At 66.6% G+C, this 21,492-nt stretch carries 19 protein-coding genes and 1 pseudogene; 9 read left to right on the top strand and 11 right to left on the bottom strand.

What is annotated here, in order from left to right:
• Positions 1–10: 10 nt before the first annotated feature.
• Complete coding sequence (locus ACHMXB_RS18810) at positions 11–910, bottom strand: SDR family oxidoreductase (RefSeq protein WP_395400874.1); 900 nt, start codon at positions 908–910, stop codon at positions 11–13.
• Between the two features lie 177 nt (positions 911–1,087).
• On the opposite strand from ACHMXB_RS18810, the gene ACHMXB_RS18805 reads away from it, so the two are divergent.
• The gene (locus ACHMXB_RS18805; protein WP_395400872.1) at positions 1,088–1,585 is read left to right on the top strand and encodes a DUF6328 family protein; all 498 of its coding nucleotides are present in this window, start codon (positions 1,088–1,090) and stop codon (positions 1,583–1,585) included.
• Here ACHMXB_RS18805 and ACHMXB_RS18800 read toward each other — a convergent pair.
• Genes ACHMXB_RS18800 through ACHMXB_RS18790 form a run of 3 tightly spaced genes read right to left on the bottom strand, consistent with a single transcriptional unit; the run spans position 1,582 to position 4,884 of the window.
• The gene (locus tag ACHMXB_RS18800; RefSeq protein ID WP_395400870.1) at positions 1,582–2,706 is read right to left on the bottom strand and encodes a glycerate kinase; all 1,125 of its coding nucleotides are present in this window, start codon (positions 2,704–2,706) and stop codon (positions 1,582–1,584) included. The genes ACHMXB_RS18805 and ACHMXB_RS18800 overlap by 4 nt on opposite strands.
• 54 nt (positions 2,707–2,760) lie before the next feature.
• Positions 2,761–4,629, bottom strand: a complete 1,869-nt coding sequence (locus ACHMXB_RS18795) for a thiamine pyrophosphate-requiring protein (protein WP_395400868.1) — start codon at positions 4,627–4,629, stop codon at positions 2,761–2,763.
• Between the two features lie 27 nt (positions 4,630–4,656).
• Entirely contained in the window at positions 4,657–4,884 is a 228-nt protein-coding gene (locus tag ACHMXB_RS18790; RefSeq protein ID WP_395400866.1) for a DUF6480 family protein, read from the bottom strand.
• A 172-nt stretch (positions 4,885–5,056) separates the two neighbouring features.
• Here ACHMXB_RS18790 and ACHMXB_RS18785 point away from each other — a divergent pair, with 172 nt between their 5' ends.
• Entirely contained in the window at positions 5,057–5,497 is a 441-nt protein-coding gene (locus tag ACHMXB_RS18785; RefSeq protein ID WP_395400864.1) for a hypothetical protein, read from the top strand.
• Here ACHMXB_RS18785 and ACHMXB_RS18780 read toward each other — a convergent pair.
• From ACHMXB_RS18780 to ACHMXB_RS18760, 5 genes are all read right to left on the bottom strand, one after another.
• Positions 5,494–6,333: a glycerophosphodiester phosphodiesterase gene (locus ACHMXB_RS18780; RefSeq protein ID WP_395400862.1), complete on the bottom strand. Its 840-nt coding sequence runs from the start codon at positions 6,331–6,333 to the stop codon at positions 5,494–5,496. The two genes, ACHMXB_RS18785 and ACHMXB_RS18780, sit on opposite strands and share 4 nt — an antisense overlap.
• A 20-nt stretch (positions 6,334–6,353) precedes the next feature.
• The gene (locus ACHMXB_RS18775) at positions 6,354–6,599 is read right to left on the bottom strand and encodes a hypothetical protein (protein WP_395400860.1); all 246 of its coding nucleotides are present in this window, start codon (positions 6,597–6,599) and stop codon (positions 6,354–6,356) included.
• Between the two features lie 104 nt (positions 6,600–6,703).
• Positions 6,704–7,522, bottom strand: a complete 819-nt coding sequence (locus ACHMXB_RS18770) for an HAD family hydrolase (protein ID WP_395400858.1) — start codon at positions 7,520–7,522, stop codon at positions 6,704–6,706.
• 30 nt (positions 7,523–7,552) lie between these two features.
• Positions 7,553–9,232 (bottom strand): sensor histidine kinase, encoded by a 1,680-nt coding sequence (locus ACHMXB_RS18765; protein ID WP_395400856.1) that lies wholly within the window; start codon positions 9,230–9,232, stop codon positions 7,553–7,555.
• A 95-nt stretch (positions 9,233–9,327) separates the two neighbouring features.
• Positions 9,328–10,413: a LacI family DNA-binding transcriptional regulator gene (locus tag ACHMXB_RS18760; protein ID WP_395400854.1), complete on the bottom strand. Its 1,086-nt coding sequence runs from the start codon at positions 10,411–10,413 to the stop codon at positions 9,328–9,330.
• A 261-nt stretch (positions 10,414–10,674) separates the two neighbouring features.
• On the opposite strand from ACHMXB_RS18760, the gene ACHMXB_RS18755 reads away from it, so the two are divergent.
• The 7 genes and pseudogenes from ACHMXB_RS18755 to ACHMXB_RS18725 all read left to right on the top strand — a co-directional run bounded on the left by ACHMXB_RS18755 (position 10,675) and on the right by ACHMXB_RS18725 (position 17,942).
• The gene (locus ACHMXB_RS18755; RefSeq protein ID WP_395400852.1) at positions 10,675–11,994 is read left to right on the top strand and encodes an extracellular solute-binding protein; all 1,320 of its coding nucleotides are present in this window, start codon (positions 10,675–10,677) and stop codon (positions 11,992–11,994) included.
• A gap of 2 nt (positions 11,995–11,996) precedes the next feature.
• Complete coding sequence (locus tag ACHMXB_RS18750) at positions 11,997–12,914, top strand: carbohydrate ABC transporter permease (RefSeq protein WP_395400850.1); 918 nt, start codon at positions 11,997–11,999, stop codon at positions 12,912–12,914.
• Between the two features lie 46 nt (positions 12,915–12,960).
• Positions 12,961–13,815: a carbohydrate ABC transporter permease gene (locus ACHMXB_RS18745; RefSeq protein ID WP_395405344.1), complete on the top strand. Its 855-nt coding sequence runs from the start codon at positions 12,961–12,963 to the stop codon at positions 13,813–13,815.
• A gap of 41 nt (positions 13,816–13,856) precedes the next feature.
• A pseudogene (locus ACHMXB_RS18740) lies at positions 13,857–15,072 on the top strand (Gfo/Idh/MocA family protein).
• Positions 15,069–16,073: a sugar phosphate isomerase/epimerase family protein gene (locus ACHMXB_RS18735; protein WP_395400848.1), complete on the top strand. Its 1,005-nt coding sequence runs from the start codon at positions 15,069–15,071 to the stop codon at positions 16,071–16,073. The pseudogene ACHMXB_RS18740 and the gene ACHMXB_RS18735 overlap by 4 nt, the downstream one beginning before the upstream one ends.
• Before the next feature lie 49 nt (positions 16,074–16,122).
• Positions 16,123–16,824 (top strand): ThuA domain-containing protein, encoded by a 702-nt coding sequence (locus ACHMXB_RS18730; RefSeq protein WP_395400846.1) that lies wholly within the window; start codon positions 16,123–16,125, stop codon positions 16,822–16,824.
• A complete protein-coding gene (locus tag ACHMXB_RS18725; RefSeq protein WP_395400844.1) occupies positions 16,809–17,942 on the top strand; it encodes a Gfo/Idh/MocA family protein in 1,134 nt (377 codons plus the stop codon). Before ACHMXB_RS18730 ends, ACHMXB_RS18725 begins: the two co-directional genes overlap by 16 nt.
• Before the next feature lie 88 nt (positions 17,943–18,030).
• Here ACHMXB_RS18725 and ACHMXB_RS18720 read toward each other — a convergent pair whose 3' ends face one another.
• Both ACHMXB_RS18720 and xylB read right to left on the bottom strand, forming a co-directional pair.
• A complete protein-coding gene (locus ACHMXB_RS18720; RefSeq protein ID WP_395400842.1) occupies positions 18,031–19,785 on the bottom strand; it encodes an HNH endonuclease in 1,755 nt (584 codons plus the stop codon).
• A 202-nt stretch (positions 19,786–19,987) separates the two neighbouring features.
• Positions 19,988–21,472 (bottom strand): xylulokinase, encoded by a 1,485-nt coding sequence (gene xylB, locus ACHMXB_RS18715; protein ID WP_395400840.1) that lies wholly within the window; start codon positions 21,470–21,472, stop codon positions 19,988–19,990.
• Positions 21,473–21,492: the final 20 nt, after the last annotated feature.

The raw sequence follows: 21,492 nt of genomic DNA, 5'->3' as shown, positions 1-21,492 counted from the left end.
TACTGGAAACTCAAAGGCCCTTGCCGCCGGTGACGGGAAGCACCGCCCCGGAGATGTACGAACCGGCGTCGGACGCCAGCAGAACGTAGGCGGGGGCGAGCTCGGCGGGCTGTCCGGCGCGCTGCAGCGGGGTGTCCTGGCCGAACTTGGGCAGCTTGTCCGGCCATTCGGTGGCCGGGATGAGCGGGGTCCAGATGGGCCCGGGCGCCACGGCGTTGACGCGGATCCCCTTGGGTCCCAGTTCCTGGGCGAGTGCTTTGGTGAAGGCCACCTGGGCCGCCTTGGTCATGGCGTAGTCAATGAGCCCGGGAGACGGATTGAATGCCTGGATGGAGGCCGTGGTGATGATCGAGGCACCGGCCTTCAGGTGCGGCACAGCGGCCCTGGCTGTCCACAGCAGCGAGTACAGGTTGGTCTTGAAGACGCGGTCGAACTCCTCGGTGGGCAGGGACTCAAGGCTGTCGCGGTTCTTCTGGTACGCAGCGTTCAGCACCACCACATCGAGCCGGCCAAACTCAGCAACTGCGTCCCCGACTATCGATGTGCTGAAGTCCTCGTTCCTGCCGTCACCGGCGAGGAGCAGTGCCCGCCGGCCCGTTTTGCGGATCCATTCGGCGGTGTCCTGTGCGTCCTCTTCCTCTTCGGGAAGATAGGAAATGGCGACGTCGGCCCCCTCGCGTGCGAAGGCGATGGCCACCGCCTTGCCGATGCCGGAGTCGCCGCCCGTGATGAGCGCGGCCTTGCCCTCCAGCGCCCCGCTTCCCTCGTAACTCAGCTCGCCATGGTCCGGCTGAGGATCCATGGGTGCCGTCAGGCCCGGCTGCTTCTGCTCCTGCTCCGGAAAGGGCCCCGAATGGTACGTACCCCGGGGATCACCGGGCTGGTCGGACTGCTTGGCTGGGTCGCTCATTCTCCACCTGTTCACGTTGTCGGGCTGCCAGTTGTTCGAACCTAACGCAGGTTTGAGGAGCAAGTCCACCACCTGTCGCAAGACTAGTCAGTAAACTTAGCATTTGTTGAATTGGGGCGGACTTGAGCCTAGGTTTGGAGCAAGCGCGCCCGCTGCGGGCCAGACAGAGGAGGGTTCATGACCGATCCGGACGCCCCGGCTGGCAGCGGCCGGAACGAGACCCGCGAGGAGCAGCTGGACCGAAATTGGATGGAACTGATCCAGGAGCTGCGAGTCCTGCAGACGGGCGTCCAGATCCTTGCCGGCTTCCTGCTGACGCTGCCTTTCCAGCAGCGCTTTGAGACCCTCGATGATTTCCAGGTCACGCTCTACCTCGTGAACGTGGCCCTTGCCGCGCTGACCACCGCGTTCATCCTCCTGCCGGTCAGCGTCCACCGTCGGCTGTTCCGGAAGCGGCTCAAAGCAACCCTGGTTGCCAGCGCGGACAACATCACCAAGATCGCCCTGGGCGGAGTGGCCGCCCTCAGCGTGGGAACCGCCGCGCTGGTGTTCGACGTGACGGCAGGCCGCACCGTGGGCCTCATCGCCGGCGGCGTGCTTCTCGCTGTGCTGGCCATCCTCCTGGCCTACGTCCCAGTGCACCTGCACCGGAGGGCCAAGAAAGAGGGCGGCTAGGCCCCTTCCAGCACCTGCCGGGTTGCCCACGCCAGGTATTTGCCGGCGTCGGACATGGCATCCTGCGGGCTGGGCGCGACGTCCAGCAGCTGCGCCGCAGCCACGACACCATGCTCGGCCAGTTCCTCCGGCGTGACCGTGATCCGTCCCGCCACGGCGACCACCGGAATGCCGCGATCCCGGGCGGCCTCCGCGAGCGCGATCGGCGCCTTGCCGGTGAGCGACTGGGAGTCCATGGAACCCTCGCCGGTGATCACCAGGTCGGCATCGGCAAGCTTCTCGGCCAAGCCCGTCAACGCGGCCACCAAAGCGAAGCCGCCTTCCAGCGTGGCCCGGGTGAAGGCAAGGAACGACGCCGGGAAGCCGCCGGCCGCACCGGCGCCCGGGACGTTGACGTCCCGGCCCGTAGCCTCCCGGAGGAGAGAGGCCCAGTTGCGCAGGCCGGCGTCGAGCTTCTCAATGGCGTCGTCGTCGGCGCCCTTCTGGCGGCCGAAGACGTGCGCGGCACCGGTGGTGCCGTAGAGCGGGCTCTGGACATCGACGGCGATCCGGAACGTGACGGCGGACAGCCGCGGATCCAGCCCCGTGACGTCCAGGGAAACGGCGTCTGCCAGGGAACCGCCGCCCAGCGGCACCACGTTCCCGGCGGCGTCGAGCGGCTTGAGGCCCAGCGCGCGCAGGGCGCCGCTGCCGCCGTCGGTCATGGCCGAGCCGCCGACGCCCAGCACGATTTCCGTGGCGCCGGCGTCGAGTGCGGCGGCGATGAGCTGCCCGCAGCCGTAGCTGTGTGCCCGCAGGGAGTTCTCCGGCGTTGGCTCCATGTGGGCCAGGCCGGAGGCCTGCGCCGTTTCGATGACTGCCGTGGTGGCGCCGGACCCGTCCTTTCGGAGGGCCCAGGCAGCGCCGATTGGGGCCAGAATGGGACCAACGACGGCGTTGATCCGTTCCTCGTAGCCGGCGGCGACGGCGGCTTCCAAGGTTCCCTCGCCGCCGTCGGCCACCGGGAACTGCGTGGTAACGGCCTCCGGGTAGACCCGGAGTGCGCCCTCGGCAATGGCGGCGGCGGCTTCGACGGCGGTGAGTGATCCCTTGAACTTGTCCGGGGCAATGAGGATACGCATGTCCCTATCCTGCCACCGGCGCTCCGGCACACGCTTGCCTGGTCCGACATGCGGTCAGCTGTGGGACTCCTCCTGGCCCGCGTAGGTGTCCAGCAGCGCCGCGGCACCCTTTCCGGCGTCGCCTTCCTCGGACAGCGCAGAGCGCATGCCGTCCAGCTTCTCGGCGCCCGCCGGGAAGGGCGGCAGGAGGGGCACGTCCGGGTCGGTCAGGACCTCGATCACCACCGGGCGTTCCGCTGCGAGCGCCCGGTCCCATGCACCGGCGAGCTGCTCCGGGGAGTCAACGCGGATGCCGGTCAGGCCCAGCAGCTCCGCATAACCGGCGTAGGGAAAGTCGGGGATTTCCTGGCTGTCCGGGAACCGCGGCTCGGATTCGGTCTCGCGCTGCTCCCACGTGACCTCGGCCAGATCCCTGTTGTTGAACACGCACACCACGAACCGCGGGTCGGACCACTGCCGCCAGCGGTGCGCCACGGTAACCAGCTCCGCGATGCCTGCCATCTGCATGGCGCCGTCGCCGGCCAGCGCCACAACGGGCCTGTCCGGCCGTGCCAGCTTGGCCGCAATCCCGTACGGAACCGAGCAGCCCATACTGGCCAGAGTCCCCGAAAGGTGCGCCGGAACTCCGGCCGGCAGGGTGAGCTGGCGCGCGTACCAGTAGACGCAGCTCCCGACGTCGACACTCACCTGGGCGTTGTGCGGCAGCCTGCCGCTGAGCTCCCGGACCACGAGCTCAGGGTTAACTGGGCTGGCCGGAACGCGGGAACGCTCCTCGGCGAGGTCGCGCCAGCTACTGACCTGCTCCTCCACTTCCGCCCGCCACTGCTTGCGGGCCCCTACCTGGGGACTGCTGGCCTGCGGGTGCGCATCTGGCTGCGCGCCGGCGCCGTTCAGCAGTTCCGCCAGCCGGGCAAGGGTTTCGGCCGCATCGCCCACGAGACCCACTTCCACGGGGTAGCGGTTGCCGACCTTACGCCCGTCGATGTCCACCTGGACGGCCCGGGCAGCCCCGGGTTTCGGATAGAACTCGGTCCACGGATCGTTTGAGCCGATGATCAGGAGTGTGTCGCAGTTCCCCATCAGGTGGGCGCTGGCGGTGGAACCGAGGTGCCCCATGGTGCCCGCCGCGAACGGCAGCGTCTCATCCATATACGGCTTGCCCAGGAGGCTGGTGGTGATGCCGGCGTCCAGCTGGTGCGCCAGGGCCACCACCTCCGCCTGGGCGTTCTTGGCGCCCTGCCCCACCAGGAACGCCACCTTGCTGCCGGCACCGAGCACCTCAGCGGCCCTGGCCAGGTCGTCATCGTGGGGCAGCACCCGGGCAGGCTGCCATTCGGGCGCGGTGACGATGATGCCGTGTTCCTGGTCGAGCTCGGGGGCCGGGGCCTTCTGGATGTCGTGCGGGACTACCACAACGCACGGGGTGCGGGTTTCGAGGGCTGTGCGGAAGGCACGGTCCAGCACCATGGGAAGCTGCTCCGGTGTGCTGACCATCTGCGCGAACTGCGCCGCCACGTCCTTGAAGAGCGTCAGCAGGTCGATTTCCTGCATGTAGGCCGACCCCAGCACGCTGCGGCTCTGCTGGCCGATGATGGCCACCACCGGAACACTGTCCAGTTTGGCGTCGTAGAGCCCGTTGAGGAGGTGAACCGCGCCCGGCCCCTGGGTGGATGTCACCACTCCCACCTGGCCCGTGTACTTGGCGTGCCCGACGGCCATGAATGCCGCCGTTTCCTCGTGCCGCGCCTGGACGAATTCGACGCCGGCTCCCGCAGTTTCGCTGTCGGCTCCGCCGCCCTGCGTACTACGGCGCAGCGCGCCCATGAAACCGTTAATGCCGTCCCCGCTGTAGCCGAAGACCCTGTTGACGCCCCAGGCTTTGAGGCGCTCCACCATTACGTCGGCAACCAGCCGGTCAGCCATCGCACACTCCTTTTGATAGTCGTCCTGCTATTCGTCGTGCCCCTGGTCCCCGCTCATCTGGTCTTCGGCGGGCGGCGTCTCGCCGGGCGGCACTCCACCGCCGGGCTCGAGGCCCGTGACGTTGCCGTTCAAGGGGTCGGGATTGGGCGTAGCGGCCGAGTCCCCGCGGTCGGCGTCGTCGGGTCCGGCTTCGCCTGTCCTGGCGGCGTCGCGGTCCGGATTGGCCGGGTCATTTTCGGGATGGTAGCTGCTCATGGTTCTGCGGTCCTCCTTGGAACAGGTGCGCCTGCGTGGCGACGGACTTCGGTAGCGGACTAAGGCTGCCGGGACTGGCAACACTGGACTAATTGTAAGCATGCTGATAATTCTGGAACAGTCAGATGCCGCACAGTCCGGCCCGGCCGGAACGTTTCGAAGGAGCAAACTGATGGGAATCGGCGACAGCATTGGCAAAGCAGCGGAAAACGCGATGGAGGACCTGGGGCAGACGTCCGACCCGACCGACGACGCCCACGCGCCCGAGCCCGGAGCGTCCGACGAGGACATCCAGGTGCACTCCTCCATCAGCGAAGGTTCCAATGCCAGGGATGGCGACGCTGGTCCGCGGGCGGGCGTGCACACGACCTCCACGCCACAGGGCCCCGGCACCGGGACGGGCGGGGGTCAGGGCACGGGCGGAGGTCAGGGCACGGGCGGAGGCCAAGGCACGGCAGGCGCGTCCGGCACGGAGGAGTCAGCCAACGAGTCAGCCGGGGCGGCTACGTCCGGCGGCATCGGCGTGGCGGGCGCCACGGACGCCGGAGAAGCAGCGCGCGGCGTACCCGGTCCGGCCGGGCTGCCCGAACCGGACCCGGAGGAACAGAGCTAGCGCCACTGCCCGCGCGCCTGCAGGACTTCCTTCAGCAGGTCGGCGCGGTCGGAGACGATGCCGTCCGCGCCAAGGTCCAGCAGCCTGTGCATCTCGGCGGGGTCATTGATGGTCCAGACGTGTACGTACAGCCCGAGCTCATGCGCCCGGCGCACGAATCCCGGCGTTACAACAGGAATAGCCCGGTAGCGGACCGGCACCTGCAGGGCGTCGACGTCGCGCAGCGCCCGGCGCAGCACGGCCAGCACCGGGGAGGCCAGCGCGCGAACGGACAGCAGTGGCCCCAGCACCAGGAAGAGGGCGTTCGTTAAGGTCCCCGCAGACGATGCGGTCCTGCGGCTGAGCTGCTTCAGGACCGCGCGGCGCCGGCGGTCCGAGAAACTGGCGATCAGCACCCGGTGGTGGACCTGATGGCGCTCGATCGCGGCCACGACGCTGGTGACGGAGTGCCAGTCCTTGACGTCCAGATTGAAGCGCGCGTCCGGAAACGCCGCCACAAGTTCGTCGAACGTGGGCACGGGCTCCGCCCCGCCGATTCGAACCTGCCGCACTTCGTCCGCCGTGAGGTCATGGATCCTGCCGTGGCCGTCCGTGACCCGGTCAAGGGTGTGGTCGTGGAAGAGGAGGAGCTCGCCGTCGGACGTGGTGTGGACATCCGTCTCCAGATGCGAATAGCCAAGCTCGACGGCGACGCGGAACGCCGCCAGCGTGTTTTCCAGACCGGCCAGCGAGAACCCGCGGTGGGCCATGGCCACCGGCCTGCCCAGCCCAGGCCCGGAAGCAGCCTCGGGTTCAGGACCTGGAGCGGAGAAGTAAGGCAGGGCTCCCGTCGTCATCCCCGAAGCTTAGACCAGCCTCAGGCGGGCAGGATCTCCACGCCATCGCTGCAGTGCAGAAGGGTGCGGCCGCGGCCGCCGTCGAGATCTACCCACACCACGGTGCGGTCCGGCGTGATGGCCGAGACGCGGCCGCCGGTTTCGAACCCCGGCGCAAGCAACACGCTGACCCGGTCGCCCTCACGAAGGGCCGACCAGTGCGGGGCCGGCTCCACGGGCCGGAGCGGATCCTCGGAAGTATTTTTGGTCTTTTTCCTGGCCACCATGTCCCCTATCGGTCACTCACCCAACAGGCCACACCCTATGGTGCGGATATGAACGCAAGTTGACCGCCAGCCGGGAGTTCGGTGGCAGGCGGGCGACGGCAGCCTTACGGCAGCTGGAGGCCCAGCGTGGCGAGCTTTTCCTCGAGAATCTGGGCCACGCCGTCGTCGTCAAAATGCGGCGCCTGCTGGCCGGCGGCACGGATCGCTTCCGGGTGCCCGCTGGCCATGGCGTAGCCGTGGCCGGCCCAGCGGAGCATCTCGATGTCGTTGGGCATGTCGCCGAACGCCACGACGTCCGCGGCATCAATGCCCAGCGAGGAGGCGTAGTCGGCGAGGGTGACGGCCTTGTTGATCCCCGGTACGGCCAGCTCCAGCATGGCGACGGTGGGCGCCGAGTGCGTCACCGAGGCCAGGTTCCCGACGGCGGGGCCCACCTCTGCGAGGAAGTCGTCGGCGGTGCCTTCGCGGACGATGGCCAGGAACTTGACGACGGCGTCTTCCGCGGTGAGCGTCGAGGCCAGCGGGGCGGGGGTGAATTCGGAGAGCAGTTCGCTCGAGCCGTTTTCGATGAAGCCGGGTTCGAGGTGGAAGCCGGTGAGGGTTTCGGCGGCGAAGAGGGCCGTGGGGCGCACCTTCTTGATGATCCGCCGGATTTCGAAGATGTCGTCGATGGCCATGGTCTGCGCCGAGACAACCTTGTCCGCCTCGAGGTCCCACACCACGGCGCCGTTGGAACAGATCACGGTGCCGGTGTGGCCCAGCTGCTCCTCGAGCGGGTGCAGCCAGCGCGGCGGGCGGCCGGTGACAAAGACGAGTTCGACGCCGGCCTTCCGGCAGGCGTGGAAGGCCCGGATGGTGCGGTCACTGATTTTTCCGTCGTGCCCAAGGATCGTTCCGTCTATGTCACTCGCTACCAACCGCATGCTGCCAGTTTACGTGGGCCGTCCGGATGCTCAGGAGACGGGGAGGCTCACCGTCACTGTGGTGCCTTTGCCCGGCGCACTGCGAAGGCTGATCGAGCCGCCGTGGCCCTCGACGATAGTCTTGCTGATCGGTAGCCCCAGACCCGCACCCGGGATGGCCGTTTCCCGCGAGCGTGCTGACCGGAAGAACTTGGTGAACGCCTGCTCCTGTTCCTGCCCGTCCATGCCAATGCCGGTGTCCGCGATCGAACAGACAACGTGGCTGTTAGCCCGGTGGGCGCGGGCAGTGACCCTTCCCCCGTCCGGCGAGAACTTGATCGCGTTGGACACCAGGTTGCCGAAAACCTGGCTGATCCGGCCGGGATCGACGCGGGCGGTCAGGGGTTCCTCGACGTCGAGGACCAGTTCCACACCGCTGACGGTGGCCTTCGCCTGAGAGGAGGCCACCACGCCGGCCAGCAGGCTGGCCACATCGGCTTCCCGCAGGGTCAGTTCCACCCGCTCCGAGGCGACCGCGATCAGATCGTTCACGAGGCCGAGCAGATGGTTGGCGTTGCGCTGCACGATCCGCAGTTCCTCCCCGATGTCCTCGTGGCCGGGCTCGTCGAGGACCAGTTCGAGGTAACCGAGGATGGACGTCAGCGGGGTGCGGAGCTCATGGGAGACGGTGGCCACGAAGTTGTCCTTGGCCGACAGGGCACGGATCAGTGCCGTGACTTCGGCGAAGGTGATCACGGCGCCTGCGTGGTTTCCGTTCGTCGAAACCATAGTGCGGGCCGTGACCGAGTACGCGCGCATGTCCTCGCCCTCGCCGGCCCAGTACAGCTCGTCGGTGAACGTCTCGCCGCCGGCCGCGCGCGCCGTGGGGAAGCGTTCCGGCGGCACCGGAGTGGCGCGGTCAGCCTGGAATAGCTGCAGCCGGCTGGCTGACGGTGCCAGCCCGGACAGCGCCGAGTCGGTCCGCAGGGCTTTGTTGGTCAGGACGTCCTGCCCGTCCTGGTCCACCACCCACACGCCAACATTGACGGTGGAAAGTACGGCGTCCAGGAGCCGCTGCCGCTGCACACTCTCGGCAACGGTGTCAGCGAGTGCCTCGTCCTTCCTGACCAGCGTCTTGCGCTGGCGGTAGAGGGTCCCCGCCACGACGTGGGTGGTGACGGCTATGGCGGCCATGACCAGCGGCAGGAATATCGTCCGGATCATCGACCCCTGTGTGGGCGGCGTGCCGAATGCTGCCGCCGGCAGCAGGGTGCTGAGGAGCGCTGCGGCCACGGCGAGGACGACACCGGCACGGTTGCTGTCCACGGACAGCCAGATCACCGGAAAGACGAGCAGGAGACTCAGGACGCTGAAATTGGGACCGCCAGCCTCCCGTGTGAAGCCGATGGCCAGGCAGTCCAAAACCGGAATCACGGCGTAGGCCCCCCTCGGGAGCCTGCCCCAGGGCACGCCCACGCTCAGTCCAAAGAGTGCGGTGTGGGCCAGCAAGGCGAGCCGGAAGCGTTCATCGGCCAGCGTCCCGGGGTAAAAGATCGCAGCTGCGGCCACTACCAACAGCACTGTGGCGGACAGGGGCAGTTGCCGGACTATGACTCTGCCGCGTTCTCCAAGGCTGACAAATAACGCATCCACCCTGTCGGCCAAGTCAGCGCCGGTGCCGCCGCCGGACCGAAGCCCCGGCTGGACACCCGGTTCACTTGCACGACTCATCAGTCTCTTCCCCCCGGAGCAGATGGATAGTAGTCCTCCGGCTGCTTGAAGGGCACTGCTCACAGCCTAACCCCCAGCATGCGGCCGGACAGCGGCTAGCGCGTCATGGCTCCATCTTTACGGGGCGCGTCTTTGCGCGGCTCATCGTACCGCGGCGGCGCGGTGGATTCCCTGACCACGAGCTGGGTGGCAAGCTCCACACGGTGGGAGTCAAGCTCTTCTCCCCGCGCCTGGCTCAGGACAGCCCGCAGGGCCGCCCTTCCCATTTCGTGCAGCGGCTGGGAAACCGAGGTCAGGGACGGAACGGCATCCTCCGCCAGCGTTGTCCCGTCGAAGCCCACCAGGCTGAGGTCTTCAGGGATGCGGATGCCGTGATGGCGGGCTTCCCGCAGCACGCCAACGGCAACACTATCGCTGCCGGCAAAGATCGCCGTCGGCCGTTGTGGCAGGGCAATCAGTCGCCTGAGTCCCTCTATGCCGTGATGGGTCCGGAATTTTCCATGAATGATGTACTCCGGATTCACCTGCACACCGCCGGAGGCCAGGGCCGACATGTAGCCGTGCAGTCGGGCCTGGTTGCACTCGGCCGTCTCATGCCCGCCGAGATAGGCAATCTCCCGGTGCCCGAGTTTGAGCAGGTGCTCCGCGGCAGCCTTGCCGCCTGCCCAGTTGGTGGCGCCGACACTGACAACGTCCGGCGGCGGAGGGTTGAGAGGGTCCACCACGGCCACCGGAATGTTCCGCCGCCTGAGGGCTGTCAGCTGGGCCTCGCTGAAATCAGAAGTCACGAGAATCAGCCCTATCCTGCCGTGCGCAACCATCCGCTCGGCGCGCTTTTCCGGGCTCAGACCGGGAACTGCCCCGCTGCTGGAGGTGCTCATGAGGACCTCCACGCCCACGGATGCCGCGTATTCCAGGATCCCGTTGAGGACGGCTGTGGAGTAGGCCGGCGTGAAGGCATCAAAGGAAACCTCGACGATTGAGGGCTCGGGGGAGGCGATCCGGCGCTGCATTGGGGACTGATAGCCAGCATCCACCAGTGCGGCCAGCACTTTTGCGCGGGTCTCTTCCGCCACGTCTTCGCGGCCATTCACCACCTTGGAGACGGTCGGCGTGGAGACTCCCGTCAGTCTGGCAATGGCTGCCAGGGTCATCTTCTTCGGGGGTGTCGAGAGGGACACAACCAACCGCCTTTCGAAATGTTTCGGGATTAGAAGTCTTGCCTACCGCCGCCCTCACGTCAACTACCCGCGGCAATTTAGGTCAAGGACGGCTCCACGCGGGCCCTTGACCGTGATGGCGATCACTAGTACCTTTACATCGTATCGAACGGTTATCGAAAAGTTTCGAGAGCCGCACTGCAATTCGTTCCCGTCTCGCAGCGGAGATGGGGTTTCAAGCCTGGGAGCCAATGACGCCCCCGAAGGATGAACGGAAGACTAATGAAATTTCTGAAACTGCGTACTGCAGGTACAGCTCTCACAGCCGGTGCGCTGGCCCTTTCCCTCGCCGCCTGCGGCTCGAGCGGCCCGGCCGGCGGCTCAGTGAGCGCCGACTCGGCCTCAATGTGGGGGCTCACAGGCGGGAACCAGGCATCCCTGCAGAACTCTGTCGATGCCTGGAACAGCGCGCACAGCGACCAGAGCATCAAGGTCGAGTTCTTTGCCAACGACGCTTACAAGACCAAGGTCCGCACTGCGATTGGTGCCGGACAGGGCCCCACCTTCATATACGGCTGGGGCGGCGGCGTGCTCAAGTCCTATGTCGATTCGGGGCAGGTTGAGGACCTGAGTGGGTTCCTCGAGAAGAATCCCCAGGTGAAGGACCGTTACCTTCCGGCCGTGCTGAAGAACGGGGAGATCAACGGCAAGGCGTACGCCTTCCCCAACAACAACGCCCAGCCCGTGGTGCTCTACTACAACAAAGAAGTCTTCGAGAAGGTGGGCGCACAGCCGCCCAAGACCTGGGACGAGCTGATGGCACTGGTGCCCAAGTTCAAGGCCGCGGGTATTGCCCCGTTTTCCCTGGCCGGCCAGTCGAAGTGGCCGAACCTGATGTGGCTCGAATACCTGGTTGAGCGCATCGGCGGCCCTGAAGTCTTCGCAAACATCGCCGCAAACAAGCCCGATGCCTGGTCTGACCCGGCCGTCACAGAGGCACTGACCAAGATCCAGGATCTGGTCGATGCCGGTGGGTTCATCAACGGCTTCTCCTCCATCGCCGCCGACAGCAGCGCCGACCAGGCCCTCCTGTACACGGGCAAGGCTGCCATGATCCTGCAGGGCGGCTGGATCTACCAGGGCATGAAGAAGGACGCCGGGAACTTTGTGAGCAGCGGCAAGCTCGGCTTCACCTCGTTCCCCACTGTCTCCGGCGGCAAGGGTGACCCGGGCAACGTCGTCGGCAACCCCTCCAACTTCTGGTCAGTGTCCTCCAAGGCCACCGACGCCCAGAAGGAAGCGGCACTGAACTACGTCAAGGACGGTATGTTCACTGAAAAGAACACGCAGGACCTGATCAACTCCGGTGCCGTGCCGGTGGTCAAGGGCATCGAGTCCAAGCTGGAGGCATCCCCGGACAAGGACTTCCTGACCTTCGCCTATGGCCTTGCCAAGGACGCACCGACGTTCACCATGTCCTGGGACCAGGCACTTACCCCCGCCCAGGGAGACGCCATGCTCTCGAACCTGGACCAGATCTTCCTGAAGAAGATCGCCCCCCAGCAGTTTGTGGACACCATGAACGCGACGGTGGAAAAGTAACCGTGGCTTCGATTACAAGCACCTCCCGGCGGACCCTGAGCAGGCGAAGCCTGAGCAAGGGTCCGTCGGGATGGCTCGTCGCGCCGGCCCTCGCTTTCTTCCTGGTCTTCGCCGTAATCCCGCTGGCCGGGGTTCTGTTCCTCAGCTTCACCAGCTGGGACGGCCTGGGTGAAATTAGATTGGATGGCGTCGGCAGCTGGGCCTCCGTCCTCACCGATCCGGTGACCGGCAACGCGTTGCTTGTCACCGCCAAGATCATCGTCTATTCGTTCGTTGTCCAGGCGCCCATCAGCCTGCTGCTGGGCGTCTTCACATCGGGCGCGCACAAGTACCGGGCCGCGCTCGCCGTGCTGTACTTCCTGCCGCTGCTGCTCTCGTCTGCTGCTGTCGCGATCGCGTTCAAGGCCCTCCTGGACCCCAACTTCGGGATGGGGCCGGGGCTGGGCATCCCCGCCCTCGCCCAGGACTGGCTCGGCAATTCGGACCTGGTGCTGTTCGTGGTGGTCTTCGTGATCGCCTGGCAGTTCGTTCCCTTCCACACCCTTATCTATCAAGGCGGTGTCCGCCAGATCCCCGCCTCGCTGTATGAGGCGGCACAGATCGACGGGGCAGGCCGGGTCAAGCAGTTCTTCCACGTCACCCTGCCACAGCTGAAGTACACCATGATCACTTCCTCCACGCTGATGGTCGTGGGATCCCTTGCCTACTTCGACCTGGTCTTCGTCCTGACAGCCGGCGGTCCCGGCTATTCGACCCGCCTGCTTCCGCTGCACATGTACCTCACCGGTTTCAAAGCCAACGACATGGGCGCGGCCAGCGCGCTGGGCGTCATCCTGGTCGTCATCGGCCTGGTCCTGGCCCTCTTCCTGCAGCGGCTCGGCGGACGCAACCGCAGCGCAAGCCAACTTGAAGGAGCCTGACATGGCCTCAACCACTGAGCTCGCAGTTCCTCCCGTGGCCCCGGCCATGAGGCGGCAGCCCGCACCGCGCGGCGGCAAGGGCCCCGGCCGGCGTCCCAACCTCATGGGGTCACTCGGCGGGTGGATCTGGCTCGCAGTGATCATCCTGCCGGTCTACTACGTCATCATCACCAGCCTGAAGGACCAGGCCGGGTTCTTCACAACCAACCCGATGATGCCGCCCACCGAGCCGACGCTGGACAACTACAAGCTTGTCCTGGAAAAGGATTTCGCGAAGTACTTCGCCAACAGCCTGATCGTCACTGTCGGCAGTGTGATTCCCGCCCTGCTGGTCTCCTTCATGGCCGCGTATGCAATCGTGCGCGGCAGCGGCTGGTTCATCACCTCCACCAGCAAGCTGTTCCTGCTGGGCCTGGCCATCCCGCTGCACGCCACGATCATCCCGATCTACTGGATGATCACTCGTGCCCACATGTACGACACCCTCCTGGCGCTGATCCTGCCCTCAATCGCCTTCGCCATTCCCATCTCGGTACTGATCCTGTCCAACTTCATGCGGGATGTCCCCAATGAACTGTTCGAATCCATGCGGCTGGACGGATGCAGCGACTGGACCATGATGTGGCGTCTTGCGCTGCCGCTGATGCGCCCCGCGGTGGTGACGGTGGGCATCTACAACGCCCTGCACGTCTGGAACGGCTTCCTGTTCCCGCTCATCCTGACCCAGAGCCCTTCCACCCGCGTGCTGCCGCTCTCCCTGTGGACGTTCCAGGACGAGTTCACCGCCAACATCCCCGCAGTGCTGGCCTCCGTGGTCCTCGCCACGCTGCCGCTGCTGGTGCTCTACGTGATGGCCCGCCGCCAGCTGCTCAGCGGCCTGACCGCCGGATTCAGCAAGTGAGCAGCTCCGCAACTGAGCCGAAGAATGAAGGGAACAAACCAATGAGTGACCGTAAGCCCCTGCGCGTCGGGATGGTGGGCTACGCCTTCATGGGCGCCGCGCACTCCCACGCCTGGCGGACGGCCCCGCGCTTCTTCGACCTGCCGCTTCAGCCGGAGCTGTCCGCGGTGGCCGGCCGGAACGCCGAGGGCGTCCGGGCCGCTGCCGGCAAATACGGCTGGGACGGCGTCGAAACCGACTGGCGCAGGCTGATCGAGCGGGACGACATCGACCTGATCGACATCTGCACCCCCGGCAACACCCACGCCGAGATCGCCATCGCGGCACTGGAAGCGGGCAAGCACGTGCTGTGCGAGAAGCCGCTCGCCAACTCCGTGGGGGAGGCCGATTTGATGACCGCGGCCGCGGACTCGGCAGCAGCCCGCGGGGTGTATTCGATGTGCGGCTTCAGCTACCGCCGCACCCCTGCGCTGGCCCTCGCCAAACGGATGGTCGACGCCGGGCGGCTGGGACAGATCCGCCATGTCCGCGCCCAGTACCTCCAGGACTGGCTCAGCGACGCCAGTGCCCCGCTCACCTGGCGGCTGGACAAGGAAAAGTCCGGATCCGGTTCACTCGGGGACATCGGCGCCCACAGCATCGATGCCGCCCAGTGGATCACCGGCCGCCGGATCACGGGGGGTCTCCGCCCTCCTCGAGACCTTCGTCAAGGAACGCCCCGTGGGCGGGGACTTCGTGGGCCTCGGCGGGCACGGCGCCACCGGCGAGAACGTGGAGCTGGGTCCCGTCACTGTTGATGACGCGGCGATCTTCAGCGCCCGCTTCGAGGGCGGCACTGCCGACGGCGGCGTTTCCGACGGCGGGCCGATTGGGGTGTTCGAAGCCACCCGCTTCGCCCTGGGCAGGAAGAACGCCATGCGTCTTGAACTCAACGGCACCAAGGGGTCGTTGGCGTTCGACTTCGAGGACATGAACTCCCTGTCCTTCTACGACGCCGCCCAAGAGCCCGACGCCGGCTTCCGCCGGATCCAGGTCACCGAACCGGAACACCCCTACACCGGTAACTGGTGGCCCGTCGGCCACGGCCTCGGCTACGAGCACGTCTTCACCCATCAGGTGGTGGACTTCGTCAACGCGATCAGCGAGGGCCGCCAGCCATCGCCGTCGTTCGCCGAGGCATTGCAGGTGCAAAAGGTACTGGCCGCCGTGGAAGCCAGCGCCACCGACGACAGCCGCTGGCAGAAGGTGCAGCCATGACCCGTCCCATCACCCTGTTTACCGGCCAGTGGGCCGACCTGCCCTTCGAAGAGGTGGCCCGGCTCGCGGGCGAGTGGGGCTTCGACGGCCTGGAAATCGCCTGCTGGGGCGACCACCTGGACCCGGAGCGCGCCGTCGAGGACGATGCCTACCTGCAGGGCAAACTCGACATCCTCGACAAACACCGCCTCAAAGTCCACGCCATCGCCAACCACCTCACCGGCCAGGCGGTGTGCGACGACCCCATCGACGAACGGCATCGGGATATCCTCTCCCCCGCGGTCTGGGGCGACGGCGATCCCGACGGCGTCCGCGCCCGGGCTGCCGACGCGATGAAGACAACAGCGCGGGCGGCCGCCAGGCTGGGCGTCAAGACCGTCACCGGCTTCACCGGTTCGTCGATCTGGAAATGCGTGGCCATGTTCCCACCCGCCTCGAATGCCATAATCGAACGCGGCTACAGGGACTTCGCCGAGCGCTGGAATCCGATCATGGACGTCTTCGACGAGGTCGGGGTGCGGTTCGCTCTCGAGGTTCATCCCTCCGAAATTGCCTACGACTACTGGACCGCCAAGCGCACCCTGGAGGCCATCGGCCACCGGGAAAACTTCGGCCTGAACTTCGACCCCTCCCACTTCATCTGGCAGGACCTGGACCCGGTGATGTTCCTGCAGGACTTCGCCGACAAGATCTTCCACGTGCATGTGAAGGAGTCGGTCCGCCATCTCAACGGCCGCAACGGCCGGCTCGGCTCGCACCTGCCCTGGGCGGACCCGCGCCGCGGCTGGGACTTCGTCACCGCAGGGCACGGCGACGTCAAATGGGAACCGATCTTCCGCACGCTGAACGCGATCGGCTATGACGGCCCCACCAGCATTGAATGGGAAGACGCCGGCATGGACCGGCTGGTGGGCGCACCCCAGGCTCTGGCCATGGTGAAAGGCCTTGCTGCCATCAGCCCGCCCGCCGCTGCCTTCGATGCGGCCTTCAGCACCCGCTGAGCTGTATCAGAGAACCCAACGCTTCACCCGACGAGACTGCAAGGAAACCATGACAAGCGAGAACAAGACCGCCCTGGTGGTGCGCGGAGGCTGGGACGGACACCAGCCCATTGAGGCCACCGAGCTGTTCATCCCATACCTGAAAGAGCAAGGCTACGAGGTGCGGGTGGAGGAATCACCCAAAATCTACGCCGATGCCCAATACATGGCCGGCGTGGACCTGATCGTCCAGTGCATGACCATGTCCATCATTGAAAAAGACGAGTTCGAGGGCCTGCGGACCGCCGTCGAGAACGGTACCGGCCTGGCCGGCTGGCACGGCGGCATCGCGGACTCCTACCGCAACACCTCCGACTACCTGCACATGATCGGCGGACAGTTCGCCTGCCACCCGGGCAAGCACCCGGACGAGCGCAAGGGTGAGCAGGCCGACAACTATGTTCCCTACACCGTGAACATGCTCCCCGCAGCGGAACAACACCCCATCACCGAAGGCATCGGCGACTTCGACCTCGTCACCGAACAGTACTGGGTCCTGGCCGACGACTACATCGACGTCCTGGCCACCGCCACCCAAAAGGTACGCGAATGGGACCCCTGGAACCGTGAAGTCACCTCGCCTGCCATCTGGACCCGCCAGTGGGGCAAGGGGCGTATCTTCGTCGCCACGCCCGGACACCGCGTGGAAATTCTCCAGGACACCAACGTCCGCACGATCATCGAAAGGGGCATGCTGTGGGCAAGCCGCTAAACGCAGGAGAGCACACACGAGTAGGAATCATCGGCTGCGGCAAGATTGTTGAGCAGTACCTGGCCAGCTTCCGCCGCTTTCAGGACCTCATCAGCCTCGTGGCCGTCGCAGACCTCGACCCTGCACGCGCCCAGGCGGTCGCCGACGACTACGAGGGCGTCCGCGCCCTCACAGTCGAGGAGCTCCTGGCGGCAGACGACGTCGAACTCGTGCTGAACCTGACCATCCCCGCTGCCCATGCCGACGTTGCCCTCAAAGCCATCGCCGCCGGAAAGAGCGTCTACGGCGAAAAACCGCTGGCAGCGACAACCGCGGAGGCACGGGAAGTGCTGGAGGCCGCCGAGGCGGCCGGCGTCCTGGTCGGATGTGCTCCGGACACCGTGCTGGGTACCGGAATCCAGACAGCCTGCAAGGCGATCGACGACGGGCTGATCGGCCGTCCCATCTCCGCCACCGCCACTATGGTCACTCCGGGTCACGAACGCTGGCACCCCAACCCCGACTTCTACTACCAGCCCGGCGGCGGCCCCCTGCTGGACATGGGCCCGTACTACGTTTCGGCCCTGGTCACCCTGCTGGGACCCATCGTCTCAGTGATGGGCGCCGCCAGCCATACGCGCTCAGAACGCACCATCGGCTCAGGTCCCCGTGAGGGCGAAACCGTTCCCGTGACCACCGACACCCACGTCACAGGCGTGCTGGTTCACGCCTCGGGAGCGCTGTCCACGCTGGTGATGAGCTTCGACGCCGTCAAAACCAAGAGCCCCAATATCGAGATCCACGGCGAGCTCGGCTCACTTGCCGTCCCGGACCCCAACCACTTCGACGGCGACGTGCAGTTGTTCGCGCTGGGCGCCGAGGACTGGCAGACGCTACCCGTTTCGGCCGGTTACGTAGATTCCGGCAGGGGGTTCGGGATCGCGGACCTCGCCGGCACCTCACCGGGGTCCGAGCCGCGCGCCGGTGGACTGCTTGCCTACCACGCCCTCGAGGTCATGGAGTCCGTGCTCGCGTCGGCCAAGAGCGGCGCAGCTGTGAAGATTCACAGCACAGCGGCACGTCCTGAGGCCGTTGAACTGACTACCCTGGCAGCCCAGGTCGCCGAGGCCAGCTCGTAGAGGAAGAGGACTGCGCTAGTGCGACCTCGCAGGGCTCCAGGTTCCTCCTTTGTCTGGATTCGGCGGCGGCGGTATTTCCGCCGCCGCCTCACTCGTCGTGGGGTGGGCCTTGGCCACTCCCCTGACCGTTTTCGGGCAGGCTGGTGGTGGTTCGGGTTGTTCCCGGTAGTGGCGGTGCTGTGGAGCGGTAGGTGTGGCCGGTCGGCGTGGTGATTTCGATGGTGTGTCGCGGTCCAGGCCGTGGTTTCACATTCCAGCCGGGGAGTTCTTTGGTGTGGTTGCAGGCTTCGCAGAGACCCGCGCCGTTAGTCAGACTGGTTGTGCCGTCGTTGTGCCAGGGGATGATGTGGTCGTGGTGGCGGATGGGGGCGTCGCAGTACGGTGTGCGGCAGGTGTCGTCCCGGATTTGGATGAAGCGGCGCAGCGGTGCCGGGAAGAGACGCCTCCGCGAGTCCATGGCCATCAAATCGCCGGTCCCGGGCGCGGTGTAGAGCCGCCGGACCCAGGTCTTGAGTTCCTTCACAGCCGTTGAGTCGACCTCTGCCGAACCGGCCACGGCTGGCTGGAGGCGATCGGGCTCTCCTCGCCTCTGCATGAGGAGTTCCCGTGCCCAGGCGGCGGGGACGATGCCGTAGCCGGTAAGGCGGGCGGGTTCGCTGTCCCCTTGGAGGAGGGCGCGGTCGGTCATGACGAGGTTGAGGTCTATTCCGGTGATGCCGCCGGGGGTACCGGTGGTCCATTCGACGAAGGTGTCGGCCATGGCCTGGTTCCGGGACCGCGGATCCCCGGCAGATTTCAGGGTATCGGCCTGCCGGGTGAGGGCCTTGTAGACCGCGACGCCCTGGTGGGCCGGCAGCAGGGCTGTGAGGTAGGTCATGCAGTCCGGTGCCGGGCGGAGGCTCACCGATCGCTCGGAGGCGGCATGGCTGGCCCGGTGGGTGACCGAGCGTGGGTCCCGTCGGACTGCGGCAGCCTTTGCCGCAGCGATAACGCCGCGGGTCCCGACCCCATCGAAGGCCCCGGTGTCGGCTGCGAGTTCCTCATCGACCGCGGTCCGGTCTTCGACGGTCAGGCAGGCCGTTTCCTTCACGATATACATGGCCCGCTCTTCATTGAGCTGGCCCGTGTCCAGGGCTGCCAGGGAGTGGGGCATCTCGATGACCAGGGCCTTGGCCATCCCGAGAAGCCGGCCTCCCCGGTGCGGGGATTCGCCCCGGGACATCGCGATCTGCTCAGCCACACCCGTCAGGTGTTCCTTGGGGCGCTTCTTTCCCAGACCCTCCGCCGACGCGGGCACAGGAGCGGCATCCCCGAGTTCAGCTTGCTCCTGCCGCTGTCTACCTTCGAACTCGACGGCAAGCCTCGCTTGCTGCCCGGCAATCATGGCCTTGACCTTCTCCAGCGCCCGGTTCTGGTCGAGCAGCCCGGGACCGTCGACGGTGAGATCGGCCTCCAAAAGGGCAGGTGCCGCCGCAATCCGCCCCCCGGCACTCGGCCTGGGCCCAACAGTGCCGAAGGCAGCGGCGTCGTTGAACATGACGTCGCCAAACAGAGCTTCGGGAAACGGGTCCTCCGGAAAAACGCCGTCGGGATAGCCCCCACCGGGGAAGGGGTCCTCGGGAAGCATGGCGTTGAGGTCATCGTCATAGGGAACGCCATCCTCCATGAAGCCCTCGACCGCGAACTCATCGAACGGCAAGACTTCGCACGAGGACCAACTGTCGGGAACGACGTCAAAGGGTAAGACCGTGTCCGGAAAAAGGCCGTCTGAAACCACAGCAACAGGCTGCCCGACGCAGTGCGACGGCGCTCCTGTCAGTGCTGAACTTCCGATGGCCTCCATGAACACAGTCTGCCAATGGCCACCGACATTTAAGGGCCGTTAAGGCCCGGATGGAGATGGATCCACAAACTTTTTGGGATGCGCCCCGGAACGAAAACCAGGTAGCAGCTCAGGGCGTTCCCAGCCGTGGGAACGCCCTGAGCTGCTACCTAGTCGGGAGGGCAGGAAGAGGTTTCGACAAGCTCAACCAATAGAGGAAGGCTCAGCCAGCGCTTTCAACCTTGTGCTGCTCCACCTTGTACTGCTCAAGGATGGCAGGCCGGAAGTCCGGCTCGGGTTTGCCGTCCAGCGCCACGTTCCATGCCGGCCGCTCCCCCGTCAGTGCCCAGGCCGCCTGCACGGCAGCTCCGCGGGCCACGTACTCGCCGGGACTGGGAACCAGTACGGGTAGGTCGAAAACCTGGGCGGCGATCCGCTGGACCGCAGGGTTCTGCACTGCGCCGCCGATCAGCAGGAGGCGCTCGGCAGGATGACCCAAAGCTCGAAGGGCGTCCAGACCTCCCGCCAGCCCGCACAACATCCCTTCGACGGCGGCCCGCGCAATATTGCTGCGCGTGGTCGACGCGATGGTCAGCCCGGAGAAACTGGCCGTGGCGTGCGGCAGGTTGGGCGTCCGCTCCCCCTCGAAGTATGGAACCAGCACAACGCCGCCCGCACCGGGTTCAGCTTCCAGGGCCAGCCGGGACAGCTCATCGAAGTCCACACCCAGCAGCCCGGCAACCGACGTCAGCACCCGCGCGGCATTGAGGGTCACGGCGATCGGCAGGAACAGCCCGCTCGCGTCCGCGAAGCCAGCCACCGTCCCGCTCGGGTCGCCGATCGGCTCGTCGGAGACGGCGCACACCGTCCCGCTGGTGCCCACGGACACGACGACGTCGCCCGCCCGGGCGCCCAGCCCCAGTGCCGCGGCAGCGTTATCCCCCGCACCGGCACCAAGCAGAATCGGCTGCCCCGCAATTTCCGCGTGCACAATCCCGGGCGAAGCGCCCGGGGCCAGGACTCGGGGCAGGATCGCGGCATCAACGGCCGCCCCCGACGCACCAAACGCGTCAGTCCCGGCTTCAACAGCATCCCGCCCGAAGGCCAGGCTGAACAGCTCCAGGTCATACGCACCATTCGCAGGGTTCCAGTAGCCCGTGCCGCTTGCGTCGGAGCGGTCGGTGGTGAGCTGCCCCAGGTCGGGTCCCAGCGGGCTGGCGCCGGCCGGGCCGTAGCCGCGCAGACGCCAGGTCAGCCAGTCATGCGGCAGAGCGACGGCGGCTACCCGGCTGGCGATGTCCGGCTCATGGTCGCGGACCCACCGGACCTTGGTGACAGTGAAGGAAGCCACGGGTACCAGGCCGGTCCGCTTCGCGTAGTCCTCGGCGCCCACCTCTTCGGTAAGGGCTGCGGCCGACTCTGCCGAGCGGGTGTCGTTCCAGAGCAGCGCCGGGCGCAGCACGTTGCCGTCCCGGTCCAGCAGCACCATGCCGTGCTGCTGGCCCCCCACGGAAAGCGCGCTGACCCCGGCGAGCCCGCCGGCGTCGTCGAGCGCCTCGGACAACGCCTGCCACCAATGGTCCGGGTGGACCTCGGTGCCCTCGGGATGGCCGGCACGGCCCTCCCGGACCAGGGCGCCGGTATCCGCATCCAGCACCACCACCTTGCAGCTTTGGGTCGAGGAGTCGACCCCGGCAACCAATGACATGGGAACAGCCGTTGACATAG

Origin of the sequence: Arthrobacter sp. UC242_113 (assembly GCF_044054585.1) — a bacterium.
In the GTDB taxonomy this organism is placed as follows: domain Bacteria; phylum Actinomycetota; class Actinomycetes; order Actinomycetales; family Micrococcaceae; genus Arthrobacter.
Note: the sequence above shows the minus strand (reverse complement) of the source record. Positions and strands in the feature narration are given on the sequence as shown.